Origin of the sequence: Streptococcus oralis, assembly GCF_023109315.1 — a bacterium.
GTDB classification, from domain to species: domain Bacteria; phylum Bacillota; class Bacilli; order Lactobacillales; family Streptococcaceae; genus Streptococcus; species Streptococcus oralis_BS.
On sequence record NZ_JALDUF010000007.1, the window covers coordinates 20,338 to 35,174 of the forward strand.

Annotated in this window: 13 protein-coding genes; 5 read left to right on the plus strand and 8 right to left on the minus strand. The window is 41.3% G+C overall.

Features of this window, described 5'->3' with window-relative positions:
• Positions 1 to 46: 46 nt before the first annotated feature.
• The 3 genes from M1F74_RS10130 to malQ all read right to left on the minus strand — a co-directional run bounded on the left by M1F74_RS10130 (position 47) and on the right by malQ (position 4,286).
• Positions 47 to 253, minus strand: a complete 207-nt coding sequence (locus tag M1F74_RS10130) for a hypothetical protein (RefSeq protein ID WP_033587430.1) — start codon at positions 251 to 253, stop codon at positions 47 to 49.
• 234 nt (positions 254 to 487) lie between these two features.
• Positions 488 to 2,746, minus strand: a complete 2,259-nt coding sequence (gene glgP / locus M1F74_RS08440; RefSeq protein WP_247946834.1) for a glycogen/starch/alpha-glucan family phosphorylase — start codon at positions 2,744 to 2,746, stop codon at positions 488 to 490.
• Positions 2,747 to 2,768: 22 nt separating this feature from the next.
• A complete protein-coding gene (gene malQ, locus M1F74_RS08445) occupies positions 2,769 to 4,286 on the minus strand; it encodes a 4-alpha-glucanotransferase (protein ID WP_247946835.1) in 1,518 nt (505 codons plus the stop codon).
• Positions 4,287 to 4,762: 476 nt separating this feature from the next.
• Between malQ and M1F74_RS08450 the strand changes: the two genes are divergently transcribed.
• The 5 genes from M1F74_RS08450 (at position 4,763) to M1F74_RS08470 (ending at position 10,348) form a co-directional block, all read left to right on the plus strand.
• Entirely contained in the window at positions 4,763 to 6,031 is a 1,269-nt protein-coding gene (locus M1F74_RS08450; RefSeq protein WP_000095459.1) for an extracellular solute-binding protein, read from the plus strand.
• Positions 6,032 to 6,155: 124 nt separating this feature from the next.
• Complete coding sequence (locus M1F74_RS08455; protein WP_000414947.1) at positions 6,156 to 7,448, plus strand: sugar ABC transporter permease; 1,293 nt, start codon at positions 6,156 to 6,158, stop codon at positions 7,446 to 7,448.
• 1 nt (position 7,449) lies between these two features.
• The gene (locus M1F74_RS08460) at positions 7,450 to 8,292 is read left to right on the plus strand and encodes a sugar ABC transporter permease (protein WP_001065641.1); all 843 of its coding nucleotides are present in this window, start codon (positions 7,450 to 7,452) and stop codon (positions 8,290 to 8,292) included.
• Between the two features lie 259 nt (positions 8,293 to 8,551).
• A complete protein-coding gene (locus M1F74_RS08465; RefSeq protein ID WP_247946836.1) occupies positions 8,552 to 9,352 on the plus strand; it encodes a DUF1189 domain-containing protein in 801 nt (266 codons plus the stop codon).
• Between the two features lie 9 nt (positions 9,353 to 9,361).
• A complete protein-coding gene (locus M1F74_RS08470; protein WP_001145418.1) occupies positions 9,362 to 10,348 on the plus strand; it encodes a LacI family DNA-binding transcriptional regulator in 987 nt (328 codons plus the stop codon).
• Between the two features lie 33 nt (positions 10,349 to 10,381).
• On the opposite strand, the gene M1F74_RS08475 is transcribed toward M1F74_RS08470, so the two are convergent.
• The 5 genes from M1F74_RS08475 to M1F74_RS08495 all read right to left on the minus strand — a co-directional run bounded on the left by M1F74_RS08475 (position 10,382) and on the right by M1F74_RS08495 (position 14,837).
• Complete coding sequence (locus M1F74_RS08475) at positions 10,382 to 11,323, minus strand: YitT family protein (protein ID WP_000806272.1); 942 nt, start codon at positions 11,321 to 11,323, stop codon at positions 10,382 to 10,384.
• Positions 11,301 to 13,064 (minus strand): aspartate--tRNA ligase, encoded by a 1,764-nt coding sequence (aspS, locus tag M1F74_RS08480; protein WP_247946837.1) that lies wholly within the window; start codon positions 13,062 to 13,064, stop codon positions 11,301 to 11,303. Before aspS ends, M1F74_RS08475 begins: the two co-directional genes overlap by 23 nt.
• Before the next feature lie 151 nt (positions 13,065 to 13,215).
• Positions 13,216 to 13,434 (minus strand): hypothetical protein, encoded by a 219-nt coding sequence (locus M1F74_RS08485; RefSeq protein ID WP_084972068.1) that lies wholly within the window; start codon positions 13,432 to 13,434, stop codon positions 13,216 to 13,218.
• Between the two features lie 17 nt (positions 13,435 to 13,451).
• Positions 13,452 to 14,093, minus strand: coding sequence for a CPBP family intramembrane glutamic endopeptidase (locus M1F74_RS08490; protein ID WP_084940384.1), 642 nt, complete (start codon positions 14,091 to 14,093; stop codon positions 13,452 to 13,454).
• A 9-nt stretch (positions 14,094 to 14,102) separates the two neighbouring features.
• The gene (locus tag M1F74_RS08495) at positions 14,103 to 14,837 is read right to left on the minus strand and encodes a DUF3169 family protein (protein WP_247946838.1); all 735 of its coding nucleotides are present in this window, start codon (positions 14,835 to 14,837) and stop codon (positions 14,103 to 14,105) included.

Consider the following 14,837-nt stretch of genomic DNA (forward strand, 5'->3'; position numbering starts at 1 on the left):
TTTCAACTGTCTATCCGAAAAGTGGAAAAAATTTTAACCTCTCCATTTATTTTCGATTCGAAATAACAAATTTATCAATAAATAGCAAGTGAAATGAGGCAAGTGATGCCCCATAACAACATCCATGAAAAGAGATTTCTTGATGAGTCAGTGGAAAGGAACTACTATTACCCATATAAAGGCATGACCAAATTACAAAAAGAATCCAAAATAAATCAGTCCATTTATATTTTGAAAAATATTTTTTCCACATAAGAACACCCTCTTTCCTGCAATCATATTATAACACTTTACGTAAGCGGATACAAGCTATATGAGGTGGTCAACTAAGAAGAAGCATGAGGTTGAAAGAGAGTGTTAAACCTTCAATACGTCTATGATTTCTCTTCTTTTACTTACAAGATTGACTAAAAGCCACATCATTCAAAAAAGCGAATTTCAATCGAAACTCGCTTTTTTACAAAATGTATTAGTATAAATTTGTATCTTAGTTCAAGTGCCAGATATCTTCGTTGTACTGTGCAATTGTACGGTCAGATGAGAAGAATCCTGCTTTGGCAATGTTGACGATGACTTTATCCAACCATGCGTCACGGTTTTCGTAGTCAGCAAGCATTTGCTCTTTCACCTTGATGTAGTCTTCCAAGTCAAGGAGAGTCATGAACCAGTCTTTGTTGATCAATTCGTTGTGAAGACGTTCCAAGCGTTCTTTCTTACCTACTGCAAGAACAGCGTCGCTGACGATGAAGTCAACCAATGGTTTGATGGCTTTGCGTGCGTAGAATTCGCTTGATTTGTATGCTGCTTTTGCGTAAAGGTCAATAACAGTTTCTGAATCTTCTCCAAAGATATAGATGTTGTCGTCGCCAACCAACTCAGCGATTTCCACGTTAGCTCCGTCCATAGTACCAAGAGTCAAAGCTCCGTTCAACATGAATTTCATGTTACCAGTACCTGAAGCTTCTTTAGAAGCAAGTGAGATTTGTTCAGAAATGTCACATGCTGGGATCAAGAAGCTTGCTGCAGTAACGTTATAGTTTTCAACCATTACGACTTGCAAGTGTGGAGCTACTTCTGGATCATTTGCAATCACTTCTGACAAGCAAAGGATCAAGTGAATGATGTCTTGGGCAATTGTGTAGGCAGGAGCTGCTTTACCACCAAAGAAGACTGTGATTGGGCGAGCAGGGATGTTGCCAGCCTTGATATCAAGGTATTTGTGGATGACATACAAAGCGTTCATTTGTTGGCGTTTGTACTCGTGAAGACGTTTGATTTGGATATCAAAGATAGAGTTTGTATTGATTTCCACACCTTGGTGCTCTTTCAAGTGACGAGCCAATTTACGTTTGTTGTGAGCCTTGATGCTTTCCAATTTTTCTTTGACAGCAGCCTTATCTTCATAAGACAAGAGTTTTTCAAGCTCATCTGCTTCATGGTGCCAACCACGGCCAATAATCTCATCCAAGTAGTGAGACAGTCTTGGGTTGGCATGCATGAGCCAACGACGGAATGTAATACCGTTTGTTTTGTTGTTGAATTTTTCTGGATAGATATCGTAGAAAGCTTTCAACTCTGAGTTCTTCAAGATTTCAGTGTGGAGGGCTGCAACCCCGTTAACACTGTATCCATAGTGGATGTCCATGTGAGCCATGTGGACACGTTCACTCTCATCGATGATTTGAACAGCTGGGTCTTTGTATTCTGCCTTCACACGACGGTCCAATTCTTTGATGATTGGTACCAAGTTAGGAACCACTTCTTCCAAGAATTCAAGAGGCCATTTTTCAAGGGCTTCAGCAAGGATTGTGTGGTTAGTGTAGGCAGTCATGCTACGAACGATTGAGATTGCTTCGTCAAGTTCGATACCGCGTGCAGTCAAAAGACGGATCAATTCAGGGATCACCATTGATGGGTGTGTATCGTTGATTTGTACAACTGCGTAGTCCGCAAGGTCATGCAAGTTGCTTCCTTTTTCGATTGCTTCGTCGATGATCAATTGCGCACCATTTGAAACCATGAAGTATTGTTGGAAGATACGGAGCAATTCACCTTGACGGTCACTATCATCTGGGTAAAGGAAAAGAGTCAAGTTGCGAGCGATATCTGTCTTGTCAAAGTTGATACCGTCTTTAATGATAGAAGAATCAACTGAGTCCAAGTCAAACAAACGCAAGCGGTTCTTAGTTGCAGTTTTGTAACCAGGAACATCAATATCATAAAGTGTTGATGTCAAGGTAAAGTGCGCAAATGGAACTTGGTAGCTACGGCTTGAGCGTACCAACCAGTTTTGCTCTGTCAACCAAGCGTTAGGAATAGTCTCTTGTTGGTTGTTTTTAAGGACTTGTTGGAAAAGACCGTAGTGGTAGTTCAAACCAACACCGTCACCGTTCAAACCAAGAGTAGCGATTGAGTCGATAAAGCAGGCTGCCAAGCGTCCCAATCCACCATTCCCTAGAGATGGTTCCAATTCTACTTCTTCAACTTCGATCAAGTCTTTACCAGCATCAGCAAGTTCTTTTTTCACATCGTCGTAAAGACCAAGGTTGATCAAGTTGTTTGACAAGAGTTTACCAATCAAGAACTCAGCTGAGATGTAGTAAACTTTCTTCTTACCAGTGTTCACTGGTTTTTGGCTGCTAGCAAGCTTGCTGTAGTTGAGAAGAGCAAGGTAAAGCTCTTCGTTACTACATTTCGCGATGGTTTTATTGTAACGTTTTTGTACAAATTCGTTTAATGGTAACATTTTTGTGTCTCCTGATAATGTCTTATTTCTTTAATTCTACCATATTTTCATTGATTCGGCGATAAATTGTAGTCAAGTCAAGCAAATTGTCCTCGACAGCTGGTGTCAATTGATCTTCAGTCATACGCCAAGACCAGTTTCCGCCAAGAGTAGATGGGTAGTTCATGCGAGCCGCCTCATCCAATTCTAGCAAATCTTGCATAGTGGCAATAGCCATAAAGCTCACTGATGAAAAGACTGTACGGAGCATCGCGTGTGGCACTGTTTCATACTCTTTACGGTTCGTGTAGCGGGCCATGTATTCACGAGTTGGATCGTCGATCTCATTACGGTACCAACCAAGAACCGTATTGTTATCGTGTGTTCCTGTGTACATAACAGAGTTAGCAGGTGCCAAGTGTGGGCTATCGATACTTTCGTCTTCTGGATTGAAGGCAAACTGAAGAATCTTCATTCCTGGGAAGCCAGTACGTTCGCGCAACTCGATCACTTCATCTGTCATGAAGCCAAGGTCTTCTGCGATGATATTTAGCTCACCAAGTTCTTCCTTAACGGCTGCAAAAAGCTTGTAGCCAGGACCTTTCACCCATTTACCAGGTGCTGCTGTATCGGAACCAGCAGGAATTTCCCAGTAAGATTCGAAACCACGGAAGTGGTCGATACGAACGATATCGTAGATTTTGAAGCTTTCGCGCAAGCGTTCAATCCACCATTTGTAACCGTCTTTGTCCATTGCTTCCCAGTCATAGATTGGGTTCCCCCAAAGTTGACCAGTTGCAGAAAACTCATCCGGCGGACATCCTGCGATGCAAGTCGCCTTGCCGCTGGCATCTGTCTTGAAGAGGTGTGGATTTGCCCACATGTCGCTTGAATCTTCTGCGACGTAAATTGGCATGTCTCCAACGATTTCAATGTGGTTATCGTTAGCGTATGCTTTCAATTTCAACCATTGTTGGAAGAAGAAGTATTGAGTCACACGGTGGTAAACCAACTTGTCTGCCAATTTCTCACGGTAGCTTTCAAGTGCTGAAGCTTTACGCGCACGAGCATCTGCGTCTGGCCATTCTGTCCAAGCAAGATTGTCAAAATGCTCTTTAATCGCCATATACTCTGCAAAGAGTTCAAGCCATGATTGGTTGTCTTGAGCAAACTTCTCAAAATCTTTGACATCACCCACTTCCAAGAAGCGTTTAACTGCTTTTTCTAAAAGCGGACGACGTGCGTAATAAATCTTCGCATAGTCAACTTCAGATGCATCGCTACCAAAGTCAACACCTTCAAGGTCACTAGCTTCGAGCAAGCCTTGCTCTACCAAGATATCAAGGTCGATAAAATGCGTGTTCCCAGCAAAAGCTGAGAAGGATTGATAAGGAGAATCTCCATAGCTTGTTGTCCCAAGAGGGAGGATTTGCCAGTAACGTTGCTTGGTACGAACCAAGAAGTCAACGAAATCATAGGCGCTTTGGCCAAATGATCCAATCCCGTGAGCTCCTGGAAGAGAAGAGATGTGCATCAACACACCACTTTGACGTTTTTTCATAATAGCACCTCATGTGTTTGTAATAAAACGCTGCGCAAATCAAGGCGCAAACGTTTGCGTTGAATTAAGTATAGCGTATTTCAGAGACAAATGCAAGCGTTTTTAAAATTTTTTTGAATTATTTTTTATCTAACTAAAACTTATCTCCACTGATATTTTACGAAATAAGCGAAAAAATTTTTTAAGATTTTCTGATTTAAGATAATTCGTTCCAAACATCTGCTATATTTTCTGAAAATCAGGCTAAATTAACGCAATCGTTTCCCTTGGTTTTCACAAAATAAGAAAATCAGCGTTTAGGATGTTTTCTTCCTATTAAAGGCAATCATCTCCACTTCCAAACCTTAAAAATTTTTTAAAATTTTTTCAAAAAAACCTTGCAACCGTTTTCTATTTGTGCTATACTAAGCTCATAAAGGAAAACGTTTGCGTTTCCCAAATAAATTATAACTGTTATTCTTTAGGAGGAATACACTATGTCATCTAAATTCATGAAGAGCGCTGCTGTGCTCGGAACTGCTACTCTCGCTAGCTTGCTCTTGGTGGCTTGCGGAAGCAAAACTGCTGACAAAGCAGCTGATACTAGCTCTTCAGAAGCGAAAGAAATCACTTTCTACGTTGAAGACCAATATAAAGCCTTTGCTGAATCAGCTGCAAAAGCTTATGAAAAAGAATCTGGCGTAAAAGTTACCATCAAAACAGGAGACCAAATGGGTGGTCTTGATAACCTTTCTCTAGACAACCAATCTGGTAAAGCTCCTGATGTTATGATGGCTCCATACGACCGTGTAGGTAGCCTTGGTACTGACGGACAACTTTCAGAAGTAACTCTTAGTGATGGTGCGAAGACAGACGATAAAACAAAATCACTTGTAACTGTTGGTGGTAAAGTCTATGGTGCTCCAGCTGTCATCGAATCACTCGTTTTGTACTATAACAAAGATTTGCTTAAAGAAGCTCCTAAAACATTTGCTGATTTGGAAAACCTTGCTAAAGACAGCAAATACGCTTTCGCTGGTGAAGATGGCAAAACAACTGCCTTCCTAGCTGACTGGACAAACTTCTACTACGCATACGGACTTCTTGCTGGTAATGGCGGTTATGTATTTGGCCAAAACGGTAAAGATCCTAAAGATATCGGACTTGCAAACGACGGAGCAATCAAAGGTATCGAATACGCTAAATCTTGGTACGAAAAATGGCCTAAAGGTATGCAAGATACTGAAGGAGCTCCAAACTTAATCCAAACTCAATTCCAAGAAGGTAAAACTGCTGCTATCATCGATGGTCCTTGGAAAGCTCAAGCATTCAAAGATGCTAAAGTAAACTACGGTGTTGCGACTATCCCAACTCTTCCAAACGGTAAAAACTATGAAACATTTGGTGGTGGTAAAGCTTGGGTTATCCCAGCAAGCACTAAGAACCTTGAAGGAGCTCAAAAATTTGTAGACTTCCTAGTTTCAACTGAACAACAAAAAGCATTCTACGATGTAACAAACGAAATCCCAGCTAATACTGAAGCTCGTACTTATGCTGAAGGCAAAAAAGATGAGTTGACAACAGCCGTGATTGAACAGTTCAAGAACGCTCAACCAATGCCAAACATCTCTCAAATGTCAGCTGTTTGGGACCCAGCTAAAACAATGCTCTTTGAAGCTGTAAGTGGTACGAAAGATGCGAAAACAGCTGCTAATGATGCTGTAACATTGATTAAGGACACAATCAAACAAAAATTTGGTGAATAATTGATTTGTTCAAGGGGGGTGGAAGCAAAATCCCCCTTTGAATTTATAGATACGCCTATTATTATACGTACGTATCTTACGATTGAATCCGAGTTTTATCTCGCATCCTATGAAAGGAGTAATCATGGAAAAACAACAGCCTCGCAAAGCAGCCTTGCTGTCAATCATTCCTGGTTTAGGACAAATTTATAACAAACAAAAAGCGAAAGGATTTATTTTCCTTGGTGTTACTGTCTTATTTGTTCTGTATTTTCTAACACTTGCAACCCCTGAATTGAGCAATTTGGTCACTCTTGGTGACAAACCTGGTCGTGACAATTCACTTTTCATGCTGATTCGTGGTGCTTTCCATTCTATCTTTGTTGTCGTTTACTTGCTCTTTTATATCTTTAATATCAAGGACGCACATACAACTGCTAAACGTATCAACAACGGGATTCCTGTAGCTCGTACCTTTAAGGATATGATTAAAGGTATTTATGAGAATGGATTCCCATACCTTTTGATCATCCCATCGTATGTAGCGATGACATTTGCGATTATCTTTCCAGTTATCGTAACCTTGATGATTGCCTTTACCAACTATGACTTCCAACACTTACCACCAAATAAATTGTTGGACTGGGTTGGTTTGACGAACTTCACAAACATCTGGAGCTTGAGTACCTTCCGTTCAGCCTTTGGTTCCGTTCTTTCTTGGACCATTATCTGGGCTTTAGCTGCTTCTACTTTGCAGATTGTTATTGGTATCTTTACAGCAATCATTGCCAATCAACCATTTATCAAAGGAAAACGTATCTTTGGTGTTATTTTCCTTCTTCCTTGGGCAGTTCCAGCCTTCATCACTATCTTGACATTCTCAAATATGTTTAATGATAGTGTCGGTGCTATCAACACCCAAGTCTTGCCTCTTTTGTCTAAGGTTCTTCCTTTCCTAGATGGAGCTCTTATCCCTTGGAAAACAGACCCAACTTGGACTAAGATTGCCTTGATTATGATGCAAGGTTGGCTAGGATTCCCATACATTTACGTTTTGACCTTGGGTATCTTGCAGTCTATTCCTAACGACCTCTACGAAGCGGCTTACATCGATGGTGCTAATGCTTGGCAAAAATTCCGCAACATCACTTTCCCAATGATCTTGGCTGTTGCAGCTCCAACATTGATTAGCCAATACACCTTCAACTTTAACAACTTCTCTATCATGTATCTCTTTAATGGTGGAGGTCCTGGTACTGTCGGAGGCGGAGCCGGTTCAACTGATATCTTGATTTCATGGATTTACCGTTTGACAACAGGTACATCTCCTCAATACTCTATGGCGGCAGCTGTTACCTTGATTATCTCAATCATTGTCATCTCTATCTCTATGATCGCATTCAAGAAACTACACGCATTTGATATGGAGGACGTCTAAGATGAATAACTCAATCAAACTCAAACGTAGACTGACTCAAACCCTCACTTACCTCTACTTGATTGGCCTATCAATTGTCATTATCTATCCACTTTTGATTACCATCATGTCAGCCTTTAAAGCAGGTAACGTCGCAGCCTTTAAACTCGATACTAACATCGACTTCAATTTTGATAACTTTAAAGGACTCTTTACTGAAACCTTGTACGGTACTTGGTACCTCAATACCTTGATCATCGCCTTGATTACCATGGTTGTTCAAACAAGTATCATCGTCCTTGCTGGTTATGCCTACAGCCGTTACAACTTCTTGGCTCGTAAACAAAGTTTGGTCTTCTTCTTGATTATCCAAATGGTGCCAACCATGGCCGCATTGACCGCCTTCTTCGTTATGGCGCTTATGTTGAACGCCCTTAACCATAGCTGGTTCCTCATCTTCCTCTACGTCGGTGGAGGTATTCCGATGAATGCTTGGCTCATGAAAGGTTACTTCGATACCGTACCAATGTCTCTTGACGAATCTGCAAAACTAGATGGTGCAGGACACTTCCGTCGCTTCTGGCAAATTGTCCTTCCGCTCGTTCGCCCAATGGTAGCTGTACAAGCCCTCTGGGCCTTCATGGGACCTTTCGGGGATTACATCCTCTCTAGTTTCTTGCTTCGTGAGAAAGAATACTTTACTGTTGCCGTTGGTCTCCAGACCTTCGTTAGCAATGTGAAAAACATGAAGATCGCCTACTTCTCAGCAGGTGCTATCCTCATCGCCCTTCCAATCTGTATTCTCTTCTTCTTCCTACAAAAGAACTTTGTTTCAGGGCTTACAAGTGGTGGCGACAAGGGATAATTTATCCCCGCCACCCTTTTTCATTTTATACTCTTCGAAAATCTCTTCAAACCACGTCAGCTTTATCTCCAACCTCAAAGCTGTGCTTTGAGCAACCTGCGGCTAGCTTCCTAGTTTGCTCTTTGATTTTCATTGAGTGTTAGCGATTGTTACTGTAAATAATATTCTTGCAACAAGCAATTTATCTCCTAGACTTGAAATAAAGCACATTTCTCTATATAATAATACTCATATAGAAAACACTTTTAGAAAGATGCCTATGCTTCCATATCCATTCTCGTATTTCTCTAGTATCTGGGGATTTCGTAAGCCCCTATCAAAACGTTTCGGCCTCAACTGGTTTCAGCTTCTCTTTACGAGCATTTTCCTCATCAGCTTGTCTATGGTTCCGATTGCCATTCAAAACAGCTCTCAGGAGACGTATCCACTGGATACCTTTATCGATAATGTCTACACTCCACTGACAGATGAAGCAATCATGGACTTGTCAGAGAATGCACAAATCGTTGATGGAAAGTTGAACTACTCAGGCACTAAGAATCAGCAACCTTCTCTTGTGATTGGCCCAAGCCAAAACAAAGAATTGCCAAAGGACTTGCAACTTCATTTTGATACGGAAGAACTCGTCATCAGCAAGGAAAGTAAGGAACTGACTCGCATTCGCTACCACGCGATTCAAACGGAGAGTTTCCAGAGTAAGGAAGATCTTACCCAGGCCATTTCTAAAGACTGGTATCAACAAAACCGTGTCTATATCAGTCTCTTTCTCGTTCTCGGTGCAAGCTTTCTCTTTGGATTGAATTTCTTCATTGTCTCTCTTGTAGCTAGTCTTCTCCTTTATATCACCAAAAGATCACGCCTCTTTTCATTTAGGAGCTTTAAAGAGTGCTACCATTTTATCTTGAATTGTTTAGGATTACCAACTTTGATTACACTTATTTTGGGACTTTTTGGCCAAAATATGACAACCCTTATCACTGTACAAAACATTCTTTTTGTTCTTTATCTGGTCACTATTTTTTACAAGACACATTTCCGTGATCCAGATTATCATAAATAGGAGATTTTTATGCCCGTGACGATTAAAGATGTGGCCAAGGCTGCAGGTGTCTCACCTTCAACTGTAACCCGCGTCATTCAAAATAAATCAACGATTAGTGATGAAACCAAAAAACGAGTTCGCAAGGCGATGAAGGAGCTCAACTACCATCCCAACCTCAATGCTCGTAGCTTGGTAAGTAGCTATACTCAAGTTATCGGCCTAGTGCTCCCTGACGACTCGGATGCCTTTTACCAAAATCCTTTCTTCCCATCTGTTCTACGAGGGATCGCCCAAGTGGCATCTGAGAACCACTATGCTATCCAGATTGCAACGGGGAAAGATGCAAAAGAGCGGCTCAAAGCTATTTCTCAGATGGTCTATGGTAAGCGTGTAGATGGTTTGATTTTCCTCTATGCCCAAGAAGAGGATCCTTTGGTTAAGCTAGTAGCAGATGAGCAATTTCCTTTCCTTATCTTAGGTAAATCTCTATCTCCCTTCATTCCGCTTGTTGATAATGACAATGTCCAGGCTGGTTTTGATGCGACAGAATATTTCATCAAAAAAGGATGCAAGCGAATTGCTTTTATCGGAGGAACCAAAAAACTTTTCGTAACACAAGATCGTCTAATGGGTTATGAGTTAGCTCTTAAACAATACCAACTTCCTATTGATCCAAATCTGACCTACTTTGCGACCGAATTTCTTGAAGATAATGGTTATCGCTTTAGTAAACTTCTCTTCGAACATGATCCAAATATTGATGCTATTATTACTATTGATAGCCTTCTTGCTGCAGGGGTCTGTGATTACATCGCAAAACACCAACTGGATGTCCCTGTCCTCAGCTTTGACTCGGTCAACCCTAAACTGAACTTGGCGGCCTATGTGGATATCAATAGCTTAGAACTCGGGCGTGTTTCCTTTGAAACCATTCTCCAGATTATTAACGATGCCAAAAACAATAAACAGATTTGTTACCGCCAGTTGATTGGGCACAAAATTATCGAAAAATAAAGACCAGCCTCAAGGCTGGTCTTTTGAGTATTATTAATTGTCTGTTTCTACGAATCGTCCTAGGATGTGGACATTTTCGGATACAGAGACAAAGGCTGTCGGATCGACCTGTTTCATGATGTGTTTAAAATCATTAAACTCTGCTCGCGTGATAACCGTAATCAAGACTGCTTTTCTCTCATGATTATAGGTTCCTTCTGCATCGTGGATCATGGTTGCTCCGCGGTGCAATTTTTTATGGATTCTTGCGATTACCTTGTCAGGATTATTGGTCACAATCATGGCCTGCATGCGTTTTTGCTTTGTAAAGACCGCGTCTGTCACACGACTGGATACAAAGATGGTGATCATAGAGTAGAGGGCGTATTTCCAACCAAAGGTCAGACCTGCTATCAGCATGATGGTTCCATTTACCAAGAAAGAAATACTGCCGACATTCTTACCCGTTTTCTTTCGAATGGTCAGACTGACGATATCTGTACCTCCGCTAGAAATATTGTTACGGAGCGCAAAACCAATCCCCAAGCCCATGACAACGCCCCCAAAAAGGGCATTGATGATGGGATCCTCTGTCAAGGTCACAACTGGCACAAGCTGGATAAAGAGGGAGCTCATGGATACCGTGATAAAGGTAAAGATTGTAAACTTATGCCCAATCTGATACCAAGCTAAAATCATCAATGGAAAATTGATAGCATAAAAGGTTAGCGATATCGGAATATAAAAACCAAACCAGTGATTACTCAAAGCAGAGATAATCTGTGCCAAACCCGTCGCACCACTGGAGTAAACGTGTCCTGGTTGAAAAAAGAAATTGACTGCTACTGCTGACAAAAAGCCATAAACCAGAGAAGCCGAGACTTTCTCATCATATTTTTCCCGAGAGATACTTTGTAAAACTCGTAAGATTTTTATCTGATAAGCAAAGCGGCGCAGATAATAGCGCCACCGCTTAATTTGTTTTGCTTGTTTCATCTTCTTCTACTTGTAAGCTGAGTTCCTCTAGTTGTTTGAGAGCGACTGTTGATGGAGCTTGTGTCATTGGATCGGTTGCCTTATTGTTCTTAGGAAAGGCAATGACTTCACGGATATTTTCTTCTCCTGCAAGCAACATGACAAAACGGTCAAGACCGATCGCCAAACCACCGTGTGGTGGGAAACCATAGTCCATAGCCTCAAGAAGGAAACCAAACTGGTCATTTGCTTCTTCGGCTGAGAAACCAAGAGCCTTGAACATGCGTTCTTGAAGGTCTTTTTGGTTGATACGGAGGCTACCACCTCCAAGCTCATAACCGTTCAAAACGATATCGTAGGCAATGGCACGAACCTTAGCCAAATCACCTTCTAATTCGTGAGCTGTCTCTTCCTGTGGAAGGGTAAACGGATGGTGGGCACTCATGTAACGACCTTCTTCTTCAGACCATTCAAACATTGGCCAGTCAACTACCCAGAGGAAGTTAAATTTGTCGTTATCAATCAAGCCAAGCTCTTTGGCAATACGTCCACGAAGGGCGCCTAGTGTTGCATTAGCCACTTCAAGCGTATCCGCTACAAATAGAACCAAATCCTTATCTTCAAGACCAAGTGCTGCAGTCAATTCTCCTTGGATACCCGTCAAAAACTTGGCAACCGGTCCATTTAATTCTCCATCAACTACCTTGACCCAAGCAAGACCTTTGGCACCGTACTGTTTGGCTACTTCGGTCATCTTGTCGATGTCTTTACGTGAGTAGTTGTCCGCAGCTCCTTTGACTACAATGGCTTTAACAGCAGGTGCTTCTGAGAAGACTTTAAAATCAACACCTTTTACCACTTCTGTCAAGTCCTGAAGCAACATATCAAAACGGGTATCTGGCTTATCAGAACCGTAAAGAGCCATCGCATCATCGTACTTCATACGAGGAAATGGAAGCGTTACTTCGATGCCTTTTGTTTCTTTCATCACGCGCGCAATCAAGCCTTCTGTGATATCTTGGATTTCTTGCTCACTAAGGAATGACGTTTCCAAGTCGACCTGGGTAAACTCAGGCTGACGGTCTCCACGCAAGTCCTCGTCACGGAAACATTTGACGATTTGGTAGTAACGGTCAAATCCAGCATTCATCAACAATTGCTTAGTGATTTGTGGACTTTGAGGAAGGGCGTAGAAATGTCCTTTGTTGACACGAGATGGCACCAAATAGTCACGCGCCCCTTCTGGTGTTGACTTAGAAAGGAATGGCGTCTCCACATCAATAAACTCCAACTCATCCAAGTAGTTACGGATAGAATGAGTCACCTTGGCACGAAGCTTGAGATTTTCCAACATCTCTGGACGACGAAGGTCAAGGTAACGGTAACGCAAACGCGTATCGTCATTGGCCTCAATCCCATCCTTAATCTCAAAAGGTGTTGTTTTGGCTGTATTAAGCACTGTCAAAGCTGTCACGTTCAACTCAACCGCACCAGTCGGCAATTTATCATTGGCTTGCTCACGCGCAGCGACTTGTCCAGTCACCTCGATAACAAATTCGCTACGAAGACTTTCAGCTGTTGCCATAACCTCTGCAGAAACTTTTTCAGGGTTGATAACCAACTGCATGATCCCTTCACGGTCACGAAGGTCGATAAAGATCAAACCACCCAAGTCACGACGACGGCCAACCCATCCTTTCAAGGTAATTTCTTGTCCGATATATTCCTCACGAACACGACCAGCATACATACTACGTTTCATTGTTTCTCTCCTCTTTTATTCTGTTACTATTTTACCATAAAAGCGCAAGCTCTTCATGAAAATCATCAGAAAAGTTTGATTGTCTTTAGAAATCAAAACGAACAGACAAAAAATCCGATGAAAGCATTATCGGATTCTCTGATTATGATTCTTAACCTTTTTTACGCTTTTCAGCAATCTCAGCTGCCTTTTTAGGTAGAACAATCTCCGTCGCATAAGCCGAAGCAAAACGCAAGACACCTGCAATAGGCGCAAAGACAACTGCTAGATAGTTGTAAAAGAAGTCGCCTTTAAAGGCATAGGCAAGCCCCCCGATAATAAAGAAGAGAACGACTGCCTGTATCACTGCTAATAAAATTACTCGTTTCATGTGACCTCCTGACTCTATTATAGCATGAGTATCATCAAAAAGCCGATTAAATTATTCAAAGCGTGTAAAGAAATGCTGTAAAGAAGACCTTTTCGGCTCACATAAGCCAGACCCAAACTCAATCCCAGACTAGCATAAACTAAAAACTGTTGCAAAGTCCCTGGAAAATGAATCAAGGCAAAGAGCACACTCGATACGAGGAGAAACAGAGCTGTCTGTTTGCTATTATTTTGCTTAGGAAAGAGATAGCGCGCTAACATCCCTCTAAAGACGAGTTCTTCCGTCAGAGGAGCAAAGACCACTACCATAAAGAAACCAAAGACAGGCTGAGCAACTGTCAATTGTGATACGATTTGTTGGTTGACCGACGGATCATCTGGCAAAAAGAACTGGGCTGTAATCGCCACTAGCAAAACCAGAGTTGGCAACCAAATATAACGATTAAAAACCGTCGTCTGGATGCTAACCTTTTCTGTCTGATACCATCTGTAAACTCCATAAACATAGGCTCCTGACAGAGCGACATAAAGAGGTAAGACTCCAAAGATTGAAGCCCCTAGTCCAAGAGCTGACAGAGCCATGCTCTGAACCATACCATAGCCAAAGTAAAAGGATAGAATGGCTAGAAGAAACCAGCCAAGGTTTTTAAGTAGTTTCATAAAGACCTCCTATTTGAAATAACGTTTTATCATAGGTAATTGCATCACATTGATATAAATATGGATCGCTCCTACAAGCAAGAAGGCTAGTAACTGAATCTCTCCTGTCAATAAAGAAAAGATAGCAATCAAAAAATAGAGACCTGGTAAGACATACTGATTTAATTGGAATAAAATTCGAAAACTTTGTTCCAAATTAGCCTGACGCTCCCCTTCATCATAGGAGTTTACGTAGTCCAAGACATCCTTTGGTGTAGAGAAGAATTCCAAATCAAACTGACGAACGATCGCAATGGTCTTATAGAGATATTTTTGAGCACTGAAAATCATCACTAATGCCAAAAAAGAAAGAGATAAGGTTATATAGCTGATATTTAGTACAATTACTTCACTACCTGAGATGAAAAGAGCCAAAAAAATCGCTACGCTTGCACTATTAAAAGCAATAGTTCCAAACTCGAGATTACGATACATTTGTACATAATAGGTTTCATTCAGATCATCATCCATTTCCTCTTTATACAAGGAGTGAAATTTTCTGCTTTTCTTTAAGAAATCGAAAGTCAAAAACATACTAATGAAACCTAACAGTAAACAAATAGATGATATCCATGGAATCACAGTTTTGACATCTAAAATGCTTCCATAGTTTTCGGTATAGGCCTTAAACATCCCTGCAAACATGCCCAAGAAGCCTCCCAAGATAACAGCCATTAAAAATAACAATCCACGTTTCTTTTTCAT